This is a genomic window from Kibdelosporangium banguiense, assembly GCF_017876405.1.
Lineage (GTDB): Bacteria > Actinomycetota > Actinomycetes > Mycobacteriales > Pseudonocardiaceae > Kibdelosporangium > Kibdelosporangium banguiense.
On sequence record NZ_JAGINW010000001.1, the window covers coordinates 5816078 to 5836223 of the forward strand.

At 66.5% G+C, this 20146-nt stretch carries 22 protein-coding genes; 12 read left to right on the forward strand and 10 right to left on the reverse strand.

The features are described 5' to 3' along the window. Positions 1-79: 79 nt before the first annotated feature. Genes JOF56_RS27375 through JOF56_RS27385 form a run of 3 tightly spaced genes read left to right on the forward strand, consistent with a single transcriptional unit; the run spans position 80 to position 2662 of the window. The gene (locus JOF56_RS27375; protein ID WP_209642370.1) at positions 80-1864 is read left to right on the forward strand and encodes a sigma-54-dependent Fis family transcriptional regulator; all 1785 of its coding nucleotides are present in this window, start codon (positions 80-82) and stop codon (positions 1862-1864) included. A 31-nt stretch (positions 1865-1895) separates the two neighbouring features. Then, positions 1896-2423, forward strand: coding sequence for a DUF305 domain-containing protein (locus tag JOF56_RS27380; RefSeq protein ID WP_209642371.1), 528 nt, complete (start codon positions 1896-1898; stop codon positions 2421-2423). A 44-nt stretch (positions 2424-2467) separates the two neighbouring features. Further along, positions 2468-2662, forward strand: coding sequence for an NAD(P)-dependent oxidoreductase (locus tag JOF56_RS27385; protein ID WP_245378420.1), 195 nt, complete (start codon positions 2468-2470; stop codon positions 2660-2662). Here the strand turns inward: JOF56_RS27385 and JOF56_RS27390 are convergent, their stop codons facing one another. Further along, a complete protein-coding gene (locus JOF56_RS27390; protein WP_209642372.1) occupies positions 2663-3286 on the reverse strand; it encodes a TetR/AcrR family transcriptional regulator in 624 nt (207 codons plus the stop codon). A 79-nt stretch (positions 3287-3365) separates the two neighbouring features. Between JOF56_RS27390 and JOF56_RS27395 the strand changes: the two genes are divergently transcribed. After that, complete coding sequence (locus JOF56_RS27395) at positions 3366-4865, forward strand: MFS transporter (protein WP_209642373.1); 1500 nt, start codon at positions 3366-3368, stop codon at positions 4863-4865. On the opposite strand, the gene JOF56_RS27400 is transcribed toward JOF56_RS27395, so the two are convergent. Beyond that, positions 4862-5260: a hypothetical protein gene (locus JOF56_RS27400; RefSeq protein ID WP_245378421.1), complete on the reverse strand. Its 399-nt coding sequence runs from the start codon at positions 5258-5260 to the stop codon at positions 4862-4864. The genes JOF56_RS27395 and JOF56_RS27400 overlap by 4 nt on opposite strands. Before the next feature lie 143 nt (positions 5261-5403). Continuing rightward, positions 5404-5817: a pyridoxamine 5'-phosphate oxidase family protein gene (locus JOF56_RS27405; protein WP_209642374.1), complete on the reverse strand. Its 414-nt coding sequence runs from the start codon at positions 5815-5817 to the stop codon at positions 5404-5406. Between the two features lie 242 nt (positions 5818-6059). Here JOF56_RS27405 and JOF56_RS27410 point away from each other — a divergent pair, with 242 nt between their 5' ends. The 3 genes from JOF56_RS27410 to JOF56_RS27420 are packed head-to-tail and all read left to right on the forward strand — an operon-like array spanning position 6060 to position 7976. Continuing rightward, positions 6060-6371 (forward strand): hypothetical protein, encoded by a 312-nt coding sequence (locus tag JOF56_RS27410; RefSeq protein WP_209642375.1) that lies wholly within the window; start codon positions 6060-6062, stop codon positions 6369-6371. Beyond that, the gene (locus tag JOF56_RS27415; RefSeq protein ID WP_209642376.1) at positions 6368-7360 is read left to right on the forward strand and encodes a glycosyltransferase family 2 protein; all 993 of its coding nucleotides are present in this window, start codon (positions 6368-6370) and stop codon (positions 7358-7360) included. Before JOF56_RS27410 ends, JOF56_RS27415 begins: the two co-directional genes overlap by 4 nt. Then, complete coding sequence (locus JOF56_RS27420) at positions 7326-7976, forward strand: response regulator (protein WP_209642377.1); 651 nt, start codon at positions 7326-7328, stop codon at positions 7974-7976. The genes JOF56_RS27415 and JOF56_RS27420 overlap by 35 nt, the downstream gene beginning before the upstream one ends. Here JOF56_RS27420 and JOF56_RS27425 read toward each other — a convergent pair. Both JOF56_RS27425 and JOF56_RS27430 read right to left on the reverse strand, forming a co-directional pair. Beyond that, complete coding sequence (locus JOF56_RS27425) at positions 7968-9125, reverse strand: GAF domain-containing sensor histidine kinase (RefSeq protein ID WP_209642378.1); 1158 nt, start codon at positions 9123-9125, stop codon at positions 7968-7970. The two genes, JOF56_RS27420 and JOF56_RS27425, sit on opposite strands and share 9 nt — an antisense overlap. A gap of 131 nt (positions 9126-9256) precedes the next feature. Then, positions 9257-10033 carry a GAF domain-containing protein gene (locus tag JOF56_RS27430; RefSeq protein ID WP_209642379.1) on the reverse strand — a complete coding sequence of 259 codons (777 nt, stop codon included), beginning with the start codon at positions 10031-10033 and terminating at the stop codon, positions 9257-9259. A 256-nt stretch (positions 10034-10289) separates the two neighbouring features. Between JOF56_RS27430 and JOF56_RS27435 the strand changes: the two genes are divergently transcribed. The 3 genes from JOF56_RS27435 to JOF56_RS27445 all read left to right on the forward strand — a co-directional run bounded on the left by JOF56_RS27435 (position 10290) and on the right by JOF56_RS27445 (position 13559). Continuing rightward, complete coding sequence (locus JOF56_RS27435) at positions 10290-11447, forward strand: VanZ family protein (protein WP_209642380.1); 1158 nt, start codon at positions 10290-10292, stop codon at positions 11445-11447. 52 nt (positions 11448-11499) lie between these two features. Then, a complete protein-coding gene (locus JOF56_RS27440; RefSeq protein WP_209642381.1) occupies positions 11500-12849 on the forward strand; it encodes a helix-turn-helix transcriptional regulator in 1350 nt (449 codons plus the stop codon). A gap of 194 nt (positions 12850-13043) precedes the next feature. Further along, the gene (locus JOF56_RS27445; protein ID WP_245378422.1) at positions 13044-13559 is read left to right on the forward strand and encodes an AMIN-like domain-containing (lipo)protein; all 516 of its coding nucleotides are present in this window, start codon (positions 13044-13046) and stop codon (positions 13557-13559) included. Between the two features lie 25 nt (positions 13560-13584). On the opposite strand, the gene JOF56_RS27450 is transcribed toward JOF56_RS27445, so the two are convergent. Both JOF56_RS27450 and JOF56_RS27455 read right to left on the reverse strand, forming a co-directional pair. Further along, positions 13585-15009 (reverse strand): AMP-binding protein, encoded by a 1425-nt coding sequence (locus tag JOF56_RS27450; protein ID WP_209642383.1) that lies wholly within the window; start codon positions 15007-15009, stop codon positions 13585-13587. Then, complete coding sequence (locus JOF56_RS27455; protein WP_209642384.1) at positions 15002-15745, reverse strand: enoyl-CoA hydratase/isomerase family protein; 744 nt, start codon at positions 15743-15745, stop codon at positions 15002-15004. Before JOF56_RS27455 ends, JOF56_RS27450 begins: the two co-directional genes overlap by 8 nt. Before the next feature lie 81 nt (positions 15746-15826). On the opposite strand from JOF56_RS27455, the gene JOF56_RS27460 reads away from it, so the two are divergent. Next, on the forward strand, positions 15827-16459 hold the full coding sequence (locus JOF56_RS27460) for a TetR/AcrR family transcriptional regulator (protein ID WP_209642385.1): 633 nt from the start codon (positions 15827-15829) through the stop codon (positions 16457-16459). A 34-nt stretch (positions 16460-16493) separates the two neighbouring features. Here JOF56_RS27460 and secD read toward each other — a convergent pair whose 3' ends face one another. Both secD and JOF56_RS27470 read right to left on the reverse strand, forming a co-directional pair. After that, a complete protein-coding gene (secD, locus tag JOF56_RS27465) occupies positions 16494-18734 on the reverse strand; it encodes a protein translocase subunit SecD (RefSeq protein ID WP_209642386.1) in 2241 nt (746 codons plus the stop codon). A gap of 49 nt (positions 18735-18783) precedes the next feature. Then, a complete protein-coding gene (locus JOF56_RS27470; RefSeq protein WP_209642387.1) occupies positions 18784-19131 on the reverse strand; it encodes a hypothetical protein in 348 nt (115 codons plus the stop codon). Between the two features lie 84 nt (positions 19132-19215). Here JOF56_RS27470 and JOF56_RS27475 point away from each other — a divergent pair, with 84 nt between their 5' ends. After that, positions 19216-19620, forward strand: coding sequence for a PaaI family thioesterase (locus JOF56_RS27475; RefSeq protein ID WP_245378423.1), 405 nt, complete (start codon positions 19216-19218; stop codon positions 19618-19620). 18 nt (positions 19621-19638) lie between these two features. Here JOF56_RS27475 and JOF56_RS27480 read toward each other — a convergent pair whose 3' ends face one another. Continuing rightward, positions 19639-20145 (reverse strand): YceI family protein, encoded by a 507-nt coding sequence (locus JOF56_RS27480; RefSeq protein WP_209642388.1) that lies wholly within the window; start codon positions 20143-20145, stop codon positions 19639-19641. Position 20146 lies beyond the last annotated feature (1 nt).

Consider the following 20146-nt stretch of genomic DNA (forward strand, 5'->3'; position numbering starts at 1 on the left):
ATGGCTCCCTGGGTCGTGGGGCAGATCCGGCTGCGCCCGTGACCAAGGATGTTCGCGGCGGCGAGCAGGAGGTCTTTGCGTGGAGACAACACGGCCGGTGCCGGCCGACGACCAAACGCTCGCGCGCACCCGAGTGCGCTTCCTGACCGCGGAGTCCATTGAGCGCGAAGAGGTGCGGGACCCGATCCTGGCCTCGTGGATGCGGTCGCGACATGGAGACGTACCCGCCGATCACATCGAGTTGCCGTACCTGCCCGAGCAGAATCTGGACACACCGCTGATCCGCGCGGCCGAACCGGTGCTGGCCCGGCTCGGCGAGCAGCTGGAAGGCCAGCCGGTGAGCCTGATCCTCACCGATCCGCACGGCGTGGTCCTCACGCAACGCACCGGGGACCCCGACCTGCACCGCCACCTGCAAGGCGTGGAGCTCGCGCCCGGTTTCAGCTACGGCGAGCAGTTCGTCGGGACGAACGGAATCGGCACCGCGCTGGAGGACGGCAGGCCGACGCACGTTTTCGGCCATGAGCACTACGCGGAGAACCTGGAGAACCTCGCCTGCGCCGGGGTGCCGATCCACGACCCGATCTCCGGCAAGACGATCGGCGCGGTCGACCTGACGTGCTGGCGCAAGGACGCCGGCCAGCTGCTGGTCGCGCTGGCCCGGACCACGGCCGAGCAGATCCGCCAGGCGTTGCTGGGCAACACCGACGTCCGGGAGCTGGCGTTGTTCCAGGCGTATCTGCGGGCCTGCCGCCGGACGACCGGGATCCTGCTGGCGTTCAACGACGACGTGGTGATGATGAACGACCGGGCGCGGCGGTTGCTCGACCCGGCCGACCAGTCGGTCCTGTTGGGTCACGCCACACAGGCCTTGGCAGACGGCCGGATCAGCACCACTGTGGTGTTGCCGACCGGTAGCAAGGTCCGGATGAACTGCCGTGAGGTCCCTGGGCCTCGTGGTGGTGATGTGGCCGGGAACGTGGTTCGTGTCAAGCTGATCGAGTCCGAGGACGAGGACGTGGCGTCGATCGCCCGGCTGCCGATGTTCCTGCCCGGTGTGGTCGGCTCGGCGCCGTTGTGGCTGCGTAGCTGTCACGAGGTGGACGCGGCTTACGGTCGTGGCGAATGGCTTGCGCTGGCGGGCGAACATGGGGTCGGAAAGTCCACATTGGCCCGTTGTGTGCACCAGCGGCGTAATCCCGTTGGCCGGGTTCATGTTCTGGACGTCGAGCGCGGCGTGGAGTGGTGCGCGCAGGTCCGCCGGGAGCTGATCGAGGACCCGGTGGACTCGTTGGTGATCCGGCATGTCGGCCAGCTGGACAAGGACACCATGCTCGGCCTGGTGGACGTGCTCGACGAGCTCGCCTCCGCGGGCGAGCGGCCCTGGGTGGCGATCACGCTGGACACCGGCGACCCGGAGGATCTCGGCGAGCTGCTGGCGTACTTCCCGCGTACCGTGCACATCCCGCCGTTGCGGCGGCACACCGAGGATCTGAACGAGCTGGTCCCGTTGCTGCTGAGCAAACTCAGCCGTGGCGCCCAGCTGACGTGCTCGCCCGCGGCGATGCATCTGCTGATGCGGGCTTCGTGGCCGGGCAACGTGCCGCAGCTCTTCCAGGTGCTCAAGTACGTTGCGCAGCGCAAACGATCGGGCGTGATCCAGCCGGCCGACCTGCCCGCGGAGTACCGGGCCGTGGCTCGCCGGCCGTTGAACCGGCTCGAGTCGATGGAACGGGACGCGATCGTGCACAGCCTTGAAGACGCCGACGGCAACAAGAACCGGGCGGCCCGGCTGCTGGGCATGTCACGCGCGACGCTGTACCGCAAGATCCACGAATACGGCATCGTCACGCCGGCCCGCTGAACCACGGCTGGGCCTGGCCCGTGTCCCTGTCATGGGACGACTCAGCGGAGCATTGCTGGCAATTGTGTGCATAGTGCTGGCCGGCTGTACCGCCCCGGCTGACGGCAAACAGCCGGACGACACCCAGCCGGACGTCTTCTTTGTGCACCGGATGGTCGAGCACGGCAAACAGGCGACCGAGGCGGCGAAACTGGTCCAGGGGCGTACCACCAACGCGACTGTCATCAAGCTCGGAAAGGCGATCGAGGAAGCCACGGCCGCGGAAACACCGCAGCTGACAGCGTTGGCCGGCAAGTGGGGCGACAAACCGGCAGGGAGCAGCGAATCGGTCCCCGGCGCGATCAAGCCCGACAAGATCGCCACACTGAGCGGGGCCACCGGCGGCGAGTTCACCAGCGGCTGGCTGGACACGATGATCGTGCACCACCGAGGCGCCATCACCATCGCGGAAACCGAGCTGGCCCAAGGCAAGGACGCCGAAGCACGAGCCCTGGCGCAGAAGGTCATCGACACGCGGCAGCCTCAGCTCGACCAGATGCAGGGGATGACCGGCGGCTAGGTTGACCTTGAACTAGCTTGCCGACGCCGACAAGGATGTCCGGCATGCCTGGTCAGCCGGGAACTCATCGGGATGATGAAACCGGACGCGGTGCCGTGGTGGACCAGAACGTGCTCGCTGACGCGTCTGTGGCGGGCCGCGTCCGGGCCATTGTGGACGTCACGGATCCTGAGGTCCTGCCATCGGGCCGTCCGTTGTGGGACTGCGACAACGTGATGATCACCCCGCACCTGGCCTGATCAACGGTTGTCCAGGTACGACTGCAGGCCGTCGAGCACGCGCTGCAGGCCGAACTCGAACTCTTCGCCGAAGTCGAGTTCCTCGTCGCCGAATTCGGCCGGAATGGCCTGCAGCCGCGGCATGTCGACGCCCGCCAGTTGCTCCTGCCACCACTTGGTGGCTCCCGGCCGGCGATCCTGGGTCCAGGTCAGCGCCAGGCCCTGGCCGTGGGCGATCACGACACTGAAGAGGTACAGCCGTTCACGAACGGTCAGGTCGAAACCGTCGAAGCACGCCAGCGCCCATTCCATGGAATTGAGCATGTTCGGGCCCATCGGCGGCCGTGAAGTCGCCGTCGCGGCGAGCATCCACGGGTGTGCGAGGTACGAACGCCAGTCCTGGCGGGCGAGCGCCGCCAGTGCGTCCCGCCAGTGCGACGGGCGCGGCTCGGGGTAGCAGAACTCGCCGATCACCGCGTCGATCATGGCCTCGATCAGGGCTTCCCGGTTGGCGATATGCCGGTAGAGGGCCATCCCGGTGGCGCCCAGCCGTTGGCCGACCAGGCGCATGGTGACCGCGTCCAGCCCGCCCTCGTCGGCGACCTCGATCGCGGCCGCGACGATCTGTTCCCGGCTCAGCGCCATGTCACTCCTTGTTCGCTTGACATCGAGTATACGTTGTAAACGTCATCCCGTTTACGTCGTAATCATCTAGGGGGAAGTCATGGCCACTCGCCGTGAGTGGCTCGGACTCGTTGTCATCGTGCTGCCCTGTCTGCTGGTCTCGATGGACTTGTCCGTGCTTTTCTACGCCCTGCCGTTCCTCAGCGCCGACCTGGCTCCCAGCAGCTCGCAGCTGCTGTGGATCCTCGACCTCTACGGCTTCGTGCTGGCCGGGTTCCTGATCACCATGGGCACCCTCGGCGACCGGATCGGCCGCCGGAAGGTCCTGCTCGCCGGTGCCGCGGTGTTCGGCGTGGCCTCGGTCGTGGCGGCGTACTCGTCGTCGACCGAGATGCTGATCATCGCGCGTGCCCTGCTCGGGATCGGCGGTGCGACACTGGCGCCGTCCACGCTTTCGTTGATCCGGACCATGTTCACCGATCCCCGGGAACGACAGATCGCGGTCAGCGTGTGGACACTCGGGTTCGCCGGCGGCACCTTGGTCGGGCCGGTCGCGGGCGGCTTCATGCTCGAGCACTTCTGGTGGGGCTCGGTGTTCCTGCTGAACGTGCCCGTGATGGTTGCGCTGCTGGTGCTCGGTCCAATCCTGCTGCCCGAGTTCCGCAATCCGAGGGCGGCGAAGTTCGACCTGATCGGATCGGTGCTCTCGCTGGCGGCGATCCTGCCAGTGATCTACGGCGTGAAGAAGCTCGCAGGCGACGGGTTCGCCTGGGGATACGTCGGCTCGATCCTGGTTGGCCTCGCATTCGGACTGCTGTTCCTGCGGCGGATGCAGTCCTCGGCGAACCCGATGATCGACGTGCGCCTGTTCCGCCGGGCCCAGTTCAGCGGCGCGGTCGCCAGCGGGGCGATCACCTTCCTGCTGCTGGCCGGGATAGGCCTGTTCGTCTCCCAGTACCTGCAGCTCGTGCTCGGCTACAGCCCGTTCGAGGCGGCATTGTGGGGCCTGCCCGGCATGGCCGGTATGGCATTCGGCCTCTTCGCGGCGACCACTTTGGCCACCCGGATCCGGCCGGCCGTGATCGTCTGTTCAGGACTCGTCATCACGGCGGCCGGCTTCGTACTGTTGGCCCAAGTGAGTGCGCAGTCCGGCGTGGCGTGGGTCGTGGCGTCGAATGTCGTTCTCGCAGCCGGAATCGGTGCTGTGGTCACGATCGCGACAGACCTGGTGCTCGCCACAGTGCCCAGCGATAGTGCCGGTGCGGCTGCCGCCGTGTCCGAGACCGCCAACGAATTCGGTGGCGCCGCGGGGATTGCTCTGCTGGGCAGCCTCGGTGCATTGGTCTATCGCCTGGGCTTGCCGCCCGATGTCCCAGCGGCCGCCCAGGAGACCATCGGCTCGGCTTTCGCCGTCGCCGCAGAGCTTCCGAGCAATCTGGGCAATGCACTGATCTCAACCGCGAGCCAGAGCTTCGTCAATGGGATGCAATGGGTAGCGTGGATCGGTGCGATCGGCACAGTCATGATCGCCGGATTCGTCCTCGTCGTACTGCGCCACATCACACCGGCCGATCAGGTTCGTGAGGTGCGAACCGCCTAGTGGCCTTCCTCGACGTGGAAGACGCCGTGTTTCCAGAAGACCTCGCGGGGTTCGCCGGTGGGGTGGGAGGAGGCGACGTGTTTGCGGCCGTGGCCCAGGCGGCCGAGGTCGGTGACGAGAGTGCGGCCGGCTTCCTCGATCCTGGCGAGTTCGACCGGGGTGACGGGGACGATGTCGAAGTACTGGGCGTCGTCGCCTGCGGTCCAGTCGACGAACTCGGTGAAGATCGCGATGAAGAGCTGGTCGCAGGCCGGGCAGTGGCGCACTGAGACGCCGAAGTGGGAGTCGGTCACGATCCGTTTGGTGATCTTCAGGTTCTTGGTGCACCAGGTCATCACTGTGCCGGCGTCCTCGCCGTAGCACTGCCGGCAGCCGAACGTCATGTCGCCTCGCATGATCTTGGGTCCGGCCAGCTTACGAACGTGCGTTGCATTTCTGTTGCCCTGTGGGCATGACGAATCCCCCTGTCGCTTCGGCAGGGGGATTCGTGTTCCCGGAACACGTCATCCGTGGGCGGTTGTCGGGGCTGGACAAGCGCTCACGAAGGTGTCGGGAGCCTGCGGCCGGAGATGATCTCGATGCCTATCGCCAGGTAGTGGTCCATCGCCGCGGCCGACCACGGCCTGAGGCCGAGCTGACGGACCGCGGCGAGGTCGTCGGTGTCGGTTATGGGTTTGGCCTGGCCCACCGCGACGACACTCCATCCGGTACGGACGCGGTCGTCGGTGAACTCGTCGACTTCGAAGGCCACCACTGTGTCGGTCGCCGCTATGGCCAGGCGGCTGCGGGCAGCGGTGCGGATGATCACCTTGTTCTCGTGCAGGACGAAGGCGACCGGCTGGACCGCGGGCAGGGCCCGGTCGGTGAAGACGATCCGGCCGATCGGCACCTTGGCCAGCAGTTGATAGCACTCGTGCTCAGCCAGCACTTCCAGTCCTGCGGAGTCCGCCATGACACCCCCTTTTGTTCTCTCCCAACGGTGCTTGTGGAGGTGACCGGTTGGATAGGGCCTAAAGGCCCTTGACCGGGCGTCCGTCCTGTCGCGACGGGCGTCCGGCTGAGGACCTGGGATAAGTGTGCGCATATCCGCATGCCTCGCGCCCGGGGCGAAAGTCCTTATTTGAAAGGGGCCGAGTCCTCCGGAGTTCGACCTTCCTCCTGGGCAGGATCGAGGTGAGCCTAGGAGGAGACAGCATGGTGCGCTGGACGTTGATCTCGTTGCGTAGAGCGGGGTTCGCCCGGGGAGCGCTGCGCAGAGGATCCGACCGTGGCGAGGTCTGTGTCCTGTTGGCGGGTGTGCTGCTCACAGCGGCGGCAGTGCCCGTCGGGGCACAGGTGGAGGAGTGGTTGCTGGGCACGCTGGTGCCTGACCAGGCGGCGATGGTGGCGGTGGCCGCGGTGATGGTGTGGACATTGCTCGTCTCGGTCGCGTTCCGGGTGCTCAGCGCCACGCTCGAACGACGAAGAATCGACGCGTGGGGCAACGAATGGCGGGAGTGCCAATGACCTTCGTCCTCGCGGGATTCCTGCTCTACAGCGTTTTCATTGCCGCTTTCGCGTGGTGGCGGCCACGGCCGAGAAACGCCGGGCACGCGTCCGGGCTGACTTTCTGGATTGTCATTCTCGGTGCCGACGAGAAGGCGATCAGGGCCGCGTTCGCACTCGACTCACCGGAATATCCGGTCCGGGTGCTGTGCCAGGACGCCGACGAGAGCAAAGGCGAGGCGCTCAACGCGGCCTACCGGCACATCCGGGACTCAGCGGTCGAGCAGGGCATTGTCCGGCAGACGGTCATTGGCGTGTTCCACGGTGACGGGTGTGCCGAGCCGGGCGTGCTCAAAGAGGTCGCCGCGTTCTTCAGCGGGCGCAAGGTCGGTGCGGTCCAGTCCCGGATAGCCATGCGCGGCAGCCTGCGAGGCCTGGACTTCACGGCCACCGAAGACGCCTCACAGCGTCGCCGGGACGCGTTCGGCCACGTCAAGCTGGGCGGCAACGGCCAGTTCATCCGGCTGACCGCACTCATGCGGCTGGGCGACAGCCCGTGGAGCGGCAGCCTCAGCCACAGGCTGCACCTGGCCGGCGTCGGAATCCGGTACGCCGCCAACGCCGTGGTCACGCAGGAAGCATCGCCCCGCGTTGATTTCCGCAGTCTCAAGTACGTACGCAAACTGACATGGCCACGAGCGGCGGCACTTGTCGCGCCTTGGCTCGCGGCACCGCTGACAGCCGGGGTACTCGCGTTGACGATCGCCACGGGCAACGCCGCGTGGCTGGGCGCATTGCTGGCGCCGGGACTTGTACAGCGGCTCAGGCCGAGTGGTGAGCCGTGGCGGCGGATGCTGGCGGCCGGAATTTTGTATCCGGTCTTTCTGCTGTTCAGGATCATCTCACCGTGGCATGCGCTCATTCGTATGACAAACGTGGTTCCTTTGGTCCCACCGGGGCTACTACCGTGGACGGATGGCCATCCGGGTCTTTCTGCTCGACGACCATGAAGTCGTGCGCAAGGGCGTTGTCGCGTTGCTGGGTACGAACCCCGACATCTGCGTGGTGGGGGAGGCATCCACAGCCGCGGAGGCGCTGGCCACCGTTCCGGTGATCAAGCCGGACGTGGCAGTGCTCGACGTGCGCCTGCCCGATGGCGACGGCGTTCAGGTCTGCCGGGAGCTGCGCGCGACCATGCCCGATCTCGCCTGCCTGATGCTGACGTCATACGCCGATGACGAGGCGTTGTTCGAGTCGGTCATGGCAGGCGCGGCCGGTTACGTGCTCAAAGAGGTCCGAGGCGGCGAACTGATCCGTGCGATCCGGGTTGTGGCCGAGGGCGGCTCGCTGCTCGACCCGACCGCGACCACCCAGGTCCTCACCAGGCTGCGTACCGGTGGCGGCCCGGCCGGCCAGCTGGCGGAGCTCACCGAACAGGAACGCAAGGTCCTGGAGCTGATCGGCGAGGGCCTGACCAACCGGCAGATCGCCACCCGGCTGTTCCTGGCCGAGAAAACGGTCAAGAACTACGTGTCCAACCTGCTGTCCAAACTGGGCATGCGCCGACGGACCCAGGCCGCTGTGCTGGCCACCGAGATCCGCCAGAGCCGCAGGCGATCACCGTAACGGCACGCGCCAGCGCAACTCGGTCCCTGGATTGGCGGGCACGGTATTGAACGTCCCGCCAAGCCGGCGTGCGCGGACCGCCATGTTCGCGACGCCGCTGCGACGGCCGCCGGACGGCATGCCGACACCGTTGTCGATCACCCGCAGCAGCAGGTCCTCGCCGGCGGCGATCTCCACGGCCACCGCGGACGCCTGCGCGTGCCTGGCCACATTGGACAACGCTTCACGAAGCACGGGAAGCAACTGCTCACACGTTGTGGGGGAGACCGTGGTGTCCACCGGGCCGAGGAACCGGACCGACGGCGGGAACCCGAGCACCGTGGTCGCGTAGTTGGCCGCCTCGAGCACCTGCGAGCGCAGGCTTTCCTCCGGCGGGGCCTGCAACGCGAACACCGTCGTGCGGATCTCCTGGATGGTCTCGTCGAGGTCGTCGACGGCCTGCCTGATCCGGGCGGACGCGTCGTCCGGGTCCACCGGGACGATCGCCGCCGCGGCCTCCAGCGCCATGCCGGTCGCGAAGACCCGCTGAATCACCAGGTCGTGCAGGTCGCGGGCGATCCGGTCGCGATCCTCGAACACCACCAGCCGCTGCTGGTCGGCACGCGCGGTGGCGTAACGCAGGGCCAGCGCGGCATGCGCGGCGAAGTTGCGCAGCAGCTCCAGGTCGGCCGGGCCGAACAGCGGTTCCTCCCGCCGGCGGCACAGCAGCAGGACGCCCAGGGTGTCCGTACCGGCCTTGAGCGGGACGATCGCCGCGGACCCGAGGCCTTTGAGATCGCCGGGGGAGACGTCGCCGTCGTCGCCCTGCCAGGAGGCGGCCGCGTCGCCGTACTGGTCGATCAAGTACGCCTCGCCGCTGCTGTAAACGAGTCCGGACGCCGTCCCCTCGACGCTGATCGTCGCGCCCTCCAGGCGTTCGACGCCGACGACCACGTGAAATACCAGTACCCCCGGCTGATCCTCGTCCGGCAGGGCGATCGCCGCGAACGGTGCCCCGGCGACCTCGCGGGCATGCGCGGCGATCAGCCGGAGCTCGTCTTCGGTGCCGTCACTGGCCAGGAGGGTCGCGGTGATCTCGTTGGATGCGAGCAACCATGCTTCCCTGCGCCTGGACTCCGCCAGGAGCCCGGCCATCGCGTCGGGGTCCATGTTGTACATGATGCGGTGTCTTCCGGCCCGGGACACAAGGGTAGTTGGACCCTGTCGGGTACCAGGGCCCACGGCGAGAGTGGAAAGCACCGATCTCACCGAGGGGGAGATCGGTCAGCGGGCCCGGAGCGTCAGCGGCGAGGTGTGTCTTGCAGAGCGAAGATGGTGCGCCTGATCTCCCGGATCGTCTGGTCGAGCTCGTCGGCGAAGCCGGCGACTCGCCTGCCGACCTCCGGTTTGGTGACCAGCCTGGTGAGTCCCTGCAGGCCGAGGCCGATCGAGAACAGCCGTTGGATCACCTGATCGTGCAGGTCACGCGCGATCCGGTCGCGTTCCTCGAACACCGCAAGACGCTGCCGGTCCTGTTGCGCCCGCGCGAACTCGATGGCTAGCGCGGCATGCGCGGCGAACGCCTCCACCATCTCCAGATCGGAGTCCCCGAACGGCTCCTGGCCGCGGCCCCGCGAGATCATCAGTACCCCGAGGACGGTCTTGCCCGCGGTGAACGGGACCATGACCGTGGACTCGAGTTTCTTCAGCTGGGCAGGCGGCCCGCCCGCCCACTCGATCTCCAGCTGGTTGGCCGCTTCCCAGATGTCCGGCACGATCAGCGGCTCGCCCGTGGTGAACACATTGCCGACAAGGCTGTTGCCGACTGTGATGTGCATGCCGATGATGTGCGCGGCGGCCGGGTTGCCGACCACTTCGAACACCAGATGTTCCCCGTCGCGATCGGGCAGGGCGACTGCCACGAACGGTGCTCCGGAGATCTCGGCGGCCCGCCGGGTGACCAGTTTCAATGCCTCATCGGCGGGCTGTCCGCCGAGCAAAGCGCCGGTCAGCTCGTTGGAAGCCCTCAACCACGTCTCTCGTTGCCGTAGCTCGCGCAGGAGAGATTCCTCGGCCATACTCCGGAGGTTAGCCAACTGGTCTGGGCCAGGCGAACGATCCGGCCGCAGTTAAGCGGATCGGAGCAATTCACGCTGCATCTAAAGTGGACGGCATAACTGCCGTCCCGCCGAGTGTGTTCGAACTGATGTTCGATTGTAACGCCGTTGTTGATGATCTCGTCACACGCCCGTGGATCCGGCCATTGGGAGCATGCCGTTTTGACTGCGTTCGGGCGAGTTTGCCGAGGGCATTCCGCGGGGTATTAGTTCGGTCGTGGTCGCCACGTATCTGTTGCCTGTCACCACAGCGCTGTCGGTTTTCCCGCTCATCGCGCTGCTGGTGATGCTGCCGGTCGCCGTTGTCTCCTATCGGCGGCGTGGCCGGGCGGGAGGCTGGGCGACCCTGGTCTTTTACTGTTTTCTGTTCTATCTGCTCGCGGCGGTCATGCAGACTGTGATTCCGTTGCCGCGCAACCCGGAGTCGTACTGCGCGACGCAGACGTACGCCAGCACGCCGCAGTTGCGGCCGTTCTACTTCATCGAGGTCGTCGAGCAGCGCTCCCGTGGCCGGTGGAGCCTCGGCGCGATGATGCGCAACCCTGCTCTGTGGAGTACCACGCTCAACGTCGTGCTGCTGTTGCCGCTCGGATTCTTCCTGCGATACATGGCAAAGAGCCGGTTTCTCGCGGCGACCGCGATCGGGTTCGGCGTCTCGCTGTTGTTCGAACTGACTCAGCTGACCGGATTGTGGTTCGTGTACCCGTGCGCGTACCGGCTGTTCAGTGTGGATGACCTGATTCTCAACACGGCCGGTGCCGCGATCGGCTGGCTGATCGCCGGTCCGCTCGGCCGGCTGTTGCCACCGCTTGAGTCCGAGGGTGAGCGAAGCCGTTACGCCACAAGGGTTACACCCAGTCGTCGGCTGTTCGCACTGGTGACCGACGCGGTCGGGTTCTTTGTCCTGACCGGGTTCGTGCTCGGGCTCATCGTTCTCTTCGGCGGGACCAGCGCCGGCCAGGGCCCGATCGTGGTGGTGCTGGCCGTGGTGTGGTTCCTGCTCGTGCCGGTGATCACGGGGTCCACTGTGGGCAAACGGGCCATGCTGCTGAAGGTGGAACGGACCGGCGGGCGCCGGGCCGGCCCGCTGTCGTGGCTGGTGCGCAACGGGATTCTGCTGTCGCCGATGTGGCTGGTGTGGATCGCGCTCTCGGTGGACCACTGGGACGTCCTCGGCCGCCCGGAGCAACTGCTGATCCCGGCCGGGATGCTGATCTCGTTGTTCGTCGTGGGGATCTGGTCGCCGCTGGCGGTGTTCTTCGGCGGCGAGCCCGCGCCGTACGAACGGCTGACACGGACGACCAACGTCGCCGTTCTCAAACCTGCCCGAGACGGCCGTACCGAAGAGTTGAAAGTATCTGCTTCCAGGGGGTGATGACGCCTTAACTGAGCGCTACGCTGGGGGAAAGGCGCGAGAGGAACGGACCTTGGTCGATCCCCGGGGCAACGCACGGGACGTCGCCGCCATGGCATGGCAGTTGCATGCGCGCCAGCGGTCGGCCGAGAGCCTCATCATGCTGGCGCAAACCGCGGACCGGCTCCGCCCGTTGCAGCCGGATGTCGCGGACTTGCTTGACTGGCAACGGGTTTCACTGGCCAGTACGGCGAGCTCCACGGCGCACATCGCCCGTTCGCAAGCCGACGTCATCCATCCGGACACCCGGCTTTGGGCCGGTTTCCAGGCGTACATGCTGAGTATGCGGACCGACCGGCCGGCGCGCGCGATCCGTGAGCTGACTGAGCGAGCCATCCAGCGAGACGGGCTGGAACTGGACGAACGCCAGCGAGTGGTCCTGTCCTCACACGTCGCCGCCGCCATGGTCCGGACGGAGGATTTCCCCGAACTCCTTGCCTTCTGCGCAGCCGAGATCAATCGTATGCGCGAGCGGGTGACCCCGTGGGCGTACACAATCCGTGCCATCGCCAACACCGGGATAGGCAAACCATTGCAGGCGGCGGCCGACGCGCACCACGCGATGGAGCTGACCGACGACCGCAAGTCGTCGCCGTGGGTCGGGGCGTGCTCGGCGCTGCTCGACGCGTGGACCGAACTGTCGGCCTTCCAGGACGCGGGCGAACTGCTCGACCGGTGCGGAATGGCCGGGGAGCTGCCCGAGTACGTGGTATACAACTATGTGTTGCACAGCAGGGGAAAGCTCCGGCTGTCCCTCGGCGACGCGGCAGGCGCGCTGGCTGATCAACTCGAGTGCGCCCGGCGGCTCGGCGAATGGGGAGCGACGAACCCAGCGATGCTGCCTTGGCGGTCGTACGCCGCGTTGGCGTACCGCATTCTCGGCAATCGCACGGCCGCGATCCGGCTCAGCGACGAGGAAGTGGGCCATGCACGCGCATGGGGCACGCCGCGTGCGCTCGGCCTCGCGCTGGCGACAAGGGCCGCGCTCAGCTGGCACACCGGGGGAGAGCTGCTGCTGAAGGAAGCCACCCGGTATCTGGCGCAGTGGGACGTGAAGTCATCCTCCGCCCTGGCGCCGCGGGCATTCGGGATGATCAGGGCATGTGGCGCGGCCAGCCTCGCCGACCAGTTGGAGCTCGTGATCATGGGCGCCGGCGCGGACACCGAGCCCAAGCCCCTCAACCAGTTGGTCGACATGGCGTTGTCCGGCCAGTCCAACAAGCAGATCGCACAAGGCCTTTCGGTGACAACCAAGACCGTCGAGTTCCACTTCACCCGGATATACCAGAAACTCGGCATCAAACGGCGGGCCGACCTCGCCACAGCCGTACGGTCCCGCGGCTCTGACAGCCGCTTCCTCTAGGCTCGCGGGTGGGGCTGATTCGTCGTATTGCCAATTACCTGGCCGGTTTGGCGAATGATAATCACGTGGATTCGGGTTTATCCGGGAGTTTTGGACAGCAGGCAACTGGCCGAGGTGTGATGCGTCTCACTGGGTAGCCGTGTTCGCGGCTTTTTTCGAGGGAGTCGGAAATGATCTTTCGACGGATGAGACGGATGAGTTTGATGGTGGCCGCGGTGGTGGCCATGACTCTTGCTGTTCCTGTGAGTGCGTCGGCGACGCCGTCGTACTGCGGGATTACGTGGGGTTCGCTGACGAAGTCGGCGCCGTGGGCGCTGGCCACCGAACTGGTGGACATTCGGTCTGGGCAACATGATTGTTATGACCGGCTGGTGGTCGACTTCAGGGGCAATACCCAGGGCTATCACGTCACCTATGTCGATCAGGTGTATGAGGACGGGAGCGGCAGGCTGGTTCCGTTGCGTGGCGGGGCCAAGCTGGAGGTCGTTGTCGGCGGCCCGGCTTATGATCAGAACGGGAATCTGACCTATACGCCCGCCAATCGGGCTGAGCTGGTCAATGTTTCCGGCTATCAGGCGTTCCGGCAGGTGGCGTGGGCCGGTTCGTTCGAGGGGACGACCACGGTCGGGCTCGGTGTCCGGTCCCGGCTGCCTTTCCGGGTGCTGACGTTGCCGAACCGCATCGTTGTCGACGTCGCGCACTTCTGGTGATCAGTTGAGCCTTCGTGGGTCCTGCTCACGAAGGCTCAGAACCGGGCTGCCCCGCACGACGCAGTTGCTCTTTGGCCACCCGCTCGGACGGTGTTCGCGGCAGGTCGTCACGGAATTCCCAGAATCGGGGGACTTTGAACGAGGCCAGTCGCTGTGAGCAGTACTCGGTCAGTTCACTCTCCGCGGCGGTCGCGACGAGGAATGCCTTGACTTCCTCGCCGCGGATCTCGTCGGGGACGCCGATCACCGCTGCGAGCTGGACTCCGGGGTGGCTCATCAGCACTTCCTCGACTTCGTGCGCCGCGATGTTCTCGCCGCTGCGCCGGATTGTGTCCTTGATCCGGCCGAGGTGGTAGACGCGACCGTCGTCGTCGATTCGGGCGCGATCACCTGTTCGGAACCAGCCGTCGGTGAACACATCCGGCTCGCCGAGGTAGCCGTCCATCATTCCGGGACCACGCAACAACAATTCGCCGTCCACGATTTTGGCTTCGCGGCGCGCCGCCGGTCTGCCGAGGCATCCCGTGCCGACGAAGGCGTCGTGGTCCTCGTCGGTGATTTTGATATCCGCGCCGGTCTCGGTCATGCCGAAGGCCTCGTACCATTTCACGCCCCATCGCCGTTCCAGTTCCGCGTGCGACGAGGGCGGAATGGCGGAACTCTGGATCACCCGGACGTGGTGATCGCGATCAGCCGGATCGGACGGCATCTTCAGCAGCAATGCCGGCATCGCGCCGAGACAGTAGAAATACGTCACCTTGTGCTCGCGCACCTTCGCCCAGAAACTCGACGGGTGGAAACCGTCCAGTACGACGAGTCTCGCACCGGACAGCAACGCGGCCACCACGTTCCACTGTGGATCGATGTAGTGGAACGGCTGCGCGGTCAGCATGGTGTCCTGGTCGTTCAGGTTCGGGAAACCCTCGACCATGCTCCCGCCGATCTGCGACCAGTACCGGTGCGACAGCACGCATCCCTTGGGGCGCCCGGTGGTCCCGGAGGTGTACTGGATGTTCACCGTGTGGTCGGGGTTCACCGGTTGCTGCACGAAACCCGGCTGGCACACCAGGGTTTCGACGTAGTGCGTGGCCGGCGCGCCGATCGATTCGAGCAGCGGCCGGAACTCCTCGGTGGTGACCACAGCCACGGCGCCCGACGACTGCAGCACATGTGTCGCGTCCACCGAGCGGTATTTCACGTTCAGCGGGATCATCGCCGCGCCCAGCTTCATCAGCGCGAACCAGACCAGTGGGAACTCAGGCTGGTTGCGCAGCAGCACCGCGACCCGGTCGCCTGCTCGGATTCCTTTGTCCCGCAATGCCTGGGCGTAACCGGACGTCAACGAGTCGACCTCGGCGAAGGTGAGATGCGTGTCTGGATCGAACGTCCACGCGGTCGTCGCCGGCCAGCGTCGGGCGGCCTCACGCAGCGCGGTAACCAGATCAGCCATGGCCGAACTCCTTACGCGGTGCCTCGTTCTCGCCCGATGTCGTGGTCAGGATGGCGTGCTCGACCTCGTTGGCCAGCGCTTGATCCAGGGTGGCGTCCAGGCCGAGATCCAGTACCCGCTTGGCCAGGCTCGCTGCGACTGCGGGCCGGCCGGCGATCCGGGTTGCCAGCTCCCATGCAGTGTCCTCGTGTTGACCTGCGGAAACAACACGGTTGATCAAGCCGAGCGCGGCGGCCTCAGCGGCCGAGATCCGGTCGCCGAGCAGGAGCATCTCCTTCGCTCGGGGCAGGCCGACGAGCTTGGGCAGCAGCGCGGAGATGCCGCCGGTCACGCTGAGGCCTACACCGACCTCGGGGAACCCGAACTGGGCGGTCTCGTCGGCGATGATCAGGTCGCAGCCCAGCGCGAACTCGCAGCCCGCGCCCAGTGCGTAGCCGTGGACAGCCGCGATCACGATGCCGGGGAAGCTGCGAATGCGCCGTGTGACGTCCTGAATCCGCTCGAGACGACGGCGTGTGTCCAGCGCGCTCTCGACCGGCAGCGGTTCTTTGAGGTCGTGACCGGCGCAGAAGGCCCGGCCGCGCCCGGCCAGCACGATCACCCGCGCGTCACGCGCTTGGTCGAACGCGCTCACCAACTGCTCGGTCAACGCGGTGTTCACGGCGTTGAGGCGTTCCGGCCGGTTGAGGTGCAGGCGGGCGACGCCGTCCTGGCACTCGTAGTCGACTCCCACCACACTTCCTCTCGTCTATCGATCGATCGATAGAATCTGAAGGTAGGTGTGCAGTACGGTGCCGGTCAAGAGAGCGGAGTGGTGATGTCTGAGACGACGGAACGCCGGGTCCGGCAGGCGGCGATCGAACTGTTCGCCACGCGGGGGTTCCACGGCACCGGCATCCGCGACCTCGCCGAGGCGGCCGGGCTGTCATCGGCGACGCTGTACCACTACATGGGCACAAAAGAGGACCTGCTGGCGTCGATCATGCGGGTCAGCCTGGAGCGTGTGCTCGATAATGCGGCCCGATTGCTCGCGGACGTCACCTCGCCGGTGGAGCGGATTGCCCGGCTCATTGCACTGCACGTGATGACGCACGCCGAGCAGAAGCTGGAGACCAGGGTGGTCGACGGCGAGATCCGGGCGTTGTCCGAATCGCGGCGGCCGGAGATCGTGGCGTTGCGTGATCAGTACGAGGATCTCTGGCAGGACGCGATCGACACCGGCTGCCGTGAGGGCCTGCTGCGGACCAGCGCACCACGCGTGGCCAGGCTCGCGCTGCTGGAGATGTGCAGCGGCATTTCGCACTGGTATTCCGCGGATGGACCGCTGAAGCTGGACGACCTTGCCGCGCATTACATCGAGATGGCCCTCGGAGCACTCGGCGCGAACTGCTCGATTGAGTCGGTGCATTCAGTCGTCATCGACGTACAAGCGGTTACGAGAGCTCCATAGTGGGTGGTCGCCACTCGGCAACCACCCACCAGGGTCAGACCACGGCGCCGTTTCCTGTGCGAGCGCGTGGTTTCGGGCGGGTTGTTGCGGCACGCCGGGGTGACCGCTGTTCCAGCAGAATCGCCATCGGACCGGCGGTCGCCACTGTGGAAACAGTTCCGGCGACCAGGCCCAACAGCAATGCCAGGGCGAAGTCCGCCAGCGAACCGTCGCCCAGCACAAGCAGAGCCCCGAGAACAAAGAGGACACCGATACCGGTGTTCACCGTTCTGGGCAACGTCTGCAGGACCGCGGCGCCGACCACACGGGAGAACGGATCTTTCTGGCGTTTGCCGCGCAGTTCACGGACACGGTCGAACACCACGACGGAGTCGTTGACCGAATAGCCGATGACAGTCAGCAAAGCCGCCAGGAACACACCGTCCATGGTTTTGCCGAGCCATGCGAAAACGCCGAGGATCAGCAGCACATCCTGGGCCAGGGCAACGACAACGGCCACGCCGAACCGCCAGTCGAAGCGGATCGCGAGGTAGGCCAGCTGGGCCAGTACGGCCAGACCGAGCGCGATCAGGGCCTTGGTCCGCAGTTCGGCGCCGAGGCTCGGCCCGATCTGCTCGTCCCGGATCTGGGTCGCCGAGCCGCTCACGGACGCCACGGCAGCCCGGATACGTTCCGCCGCAGGCTGATCCACCGGTTCGGTCCGCACGGAAACCGCGTTGTCACCCGAGGTCTGGACAACCGCACGCGGGAAGCCGGCATCGTTGACGGCAGTCCGGACCCGGTCGGCATCCACGGCTCCAGGCGTGCTGTACTCCAGCACCCGGCCGCCGGTGAACTCCACGCCCAGGCTCGGGCCGGCGAAGATCATGCCCGCCAGGGCGATCATGATCGCAGTCCCCGCGCCCACCAGCCAACGGCGAGGCTTGGCCAGGAAATCGGGATTCTGGCGATTGACCCAGCGCCGCACGCCGCCGTCGTGCGTCAGGCCCGACAGACGCGGCTTTCTCACCAGCCTGAGCAGGACTCGGGTCAGGACCAGGGTCGTGAACAAGGACACGAGCACACCAACGGTCAGTGTGACGCCAAAACCTTGCACTGGGCCCGAAGCCAGCAGGAACAACAGGCCTGCGGCGAGCAATGTGGTGACATTGGAGTCGACGATCGCCGACAATGCACCGCGGAAACCGCGTTCAATCGCCTGGGGCAATGCGGATTTGCGTTCTTCACGGGCGCGCTCGAACACCAGCACGGTCGCGTCCACAGCCATCCCGATGGCGAGCACGAACCCGGCCAGGCCCGGCAGCGTGAGCGTCGCCCCGATCGCGAGCAGTGCGGCATAGGAAACCAAGGCGTAGCAGGCCAAAGCGAACACAGCGAGCAATCCGGCCAGCCAGTACACCGCCACCAGGAACACCGCGGTCAGCACGAGCCCGATCACCGCGGCGCGGGCGCTGTCCTCGATCGCGGCCGCGCCCAGCGCGGGGCCGACCGTCCGCTGCTCGATGACCTCGACCGGCACCGGAAGCGCACCGGCTTTGATCAGCAACGCCAGATCTTTCGCCTCAGCGGGGGAGAACTGGCCGGTGATCTGCATCTTGTCGCCGATCATCCCGACATTGCACGAGGTGTTGAGGTCGACCTGAGGTGACGAGATCACCTTGTCGTCCAGCACGATCGCGACCCGTCGTAACGGATCGCCGGGCGCAGCGCACGCGGCCTTCGCGGTCAATTGCTCCCACGATCGGGCGGCATCACTGGTGAAGTCGACGGCGACGAACCAGCCTGGCCCGGCCTGTGTGTTGGTCTGCCCAGACGCGTCCTCGATTCCCTCGCCGCTGAGCGCAGCAGGCCCCAGCCGTAGCTTCTGCCCGCTCTCGTCAGGCAGAACGCGGTCGGCCTGGCCTTCACCGACACCGAGAACAGGATGGAACGACAGCTGTGCGGTCCGGCCGATCGCGGCGACGGCCTCTTCGGGATTCTGCAGTCCAGGCAGCTCGACGATGATCCGGTTGTCACCCGAGCGGGCCAGCATCGGCTCGGCCACGCCGAGCGCGTCCACCCTGCGGCGCAACACTTCCAGCGTCCGGTCAGTCGCCTCGGCGTCGGCCTCGGCAGTGGGCGAGTCATGGGTTTCCAGTACGACCTGCGTGCCGCCACGCAGGTCCAGCCCCAGCCGGGGCGCAGTGGTCAGGACAAGATAAACGGACGCGGCAAGGACAAAGAGGGACGCTACAAGGCGTCCGGCCATGCCTTGCCGCGCGGGCGCGCGCGACAAAGGAAGTCTCCTCAAACAAGGGGGGTCCGACAGGGAAGCGAAGTGCCTGTCAGACCGGAGGAGCGCGATTGCCGGTGGCCGGAAGCTGGGCCTCGCGGGTGACCTGCGGGCCGTCCTCGTGCACGACGCCGAGCCGCGCCAGCATTGGCCCCGCGCTGGGCTGAAGCGTGAACTCAGCCGAGCTCTGGACCTTCAGCAACGTCGGATCGGCCACCGGCCGGCCCATCACGCGGCCGGGCGGTATGGCGCTGACGACCACCTCGTGCTGGATCGTCGCGTCTTTCGACTCGTCCGAAGGCGCCGACACGATGGCGTGTGGCGAGACCGAGATCCCGACGGCCATCAAAACGGCAGCCAGCATCAGCAGGACCAACCGGCCTGCTCGTGCGGCTGCCATGATCACCTACCACTGGGCACAGGGACATACCTTGAATACCACAGAAGTGGGGACGAGTGGCCCGCGTCTGATAGACAACCGGGCATGTCCATTGACCAACAGGCCACATCGATGTTCCGGGAACTCATGCCGTTCACGGCCGAACTGGAGATCGAGGTGGTCAGCCAGTCCAAAGAGGAGATGGTCAGCCGCTTCGCGTGGGCGCCGTCCCGCTGTACCGTCGGCGGCGCCCTGCACGGCGGCGCGGTGATGACCCTGGCCGACGCCAACGCCGCCACCCTGGCCTTCCTCAACCTGCCCGAAGGCGCGCAGGGCACGACCACCATCGAGTCGAAGACGAACTTCCTGCGTGCCATCCGCTCGGGTTACGCCACTGCCCGCTCCCGGCTGCTGCACGGCGGCCGCCGGATCATCGTCATCGAAACCGACGTCGTCGACGACTCCGGCAAGCTCGCCGCCCGCGTCACCCAGACACAGGCCGTGCTGTGAACCCCGTCTTCGAGGAGATCACGTAGCGCGGACGGTCGCGGTCAGTGCCACGTCGATGAATCTGCCGATGAGCAAGCGCGGCGCGCGGATGCCGATGGGTTTGCGGTCGAACCTCGCCGTGACTGTGAGGGTTGCAGTGGCGGGGTCGGTTGTGGACAAGGTGACGTCGCCGGAGACTGGGACCGCGATGTTGCGGACGCGCAGGCGGCCCGTGACGTGCCAGCCGGTTTCGGTCGGGGTGATGGTGCGGGACGCGAAGGTCATGGTCGGGTGGTTTTCGAGGTCGAGCAGGCTGGGTTTGCGCAGATCCTTGTCGCGGCGGTCGTTGCCGGTGGCGATTGCGCCGAGGTCGAGGCTGCCGTGCACGTCGGCCGGCCGGCCGTCGTCGGAGACCTCGAGAGTGCCTTCGAGCAGGGGGACTGTGCCGTGGACTGTGCGGCCGAGGTTGCCGACGCGGAAGGTCGCGGTGCTTGCCGCCGGGTCGAGCTGCCAGGTGCCGGCCGACAGGGCGAGGGTCGTGGTCATG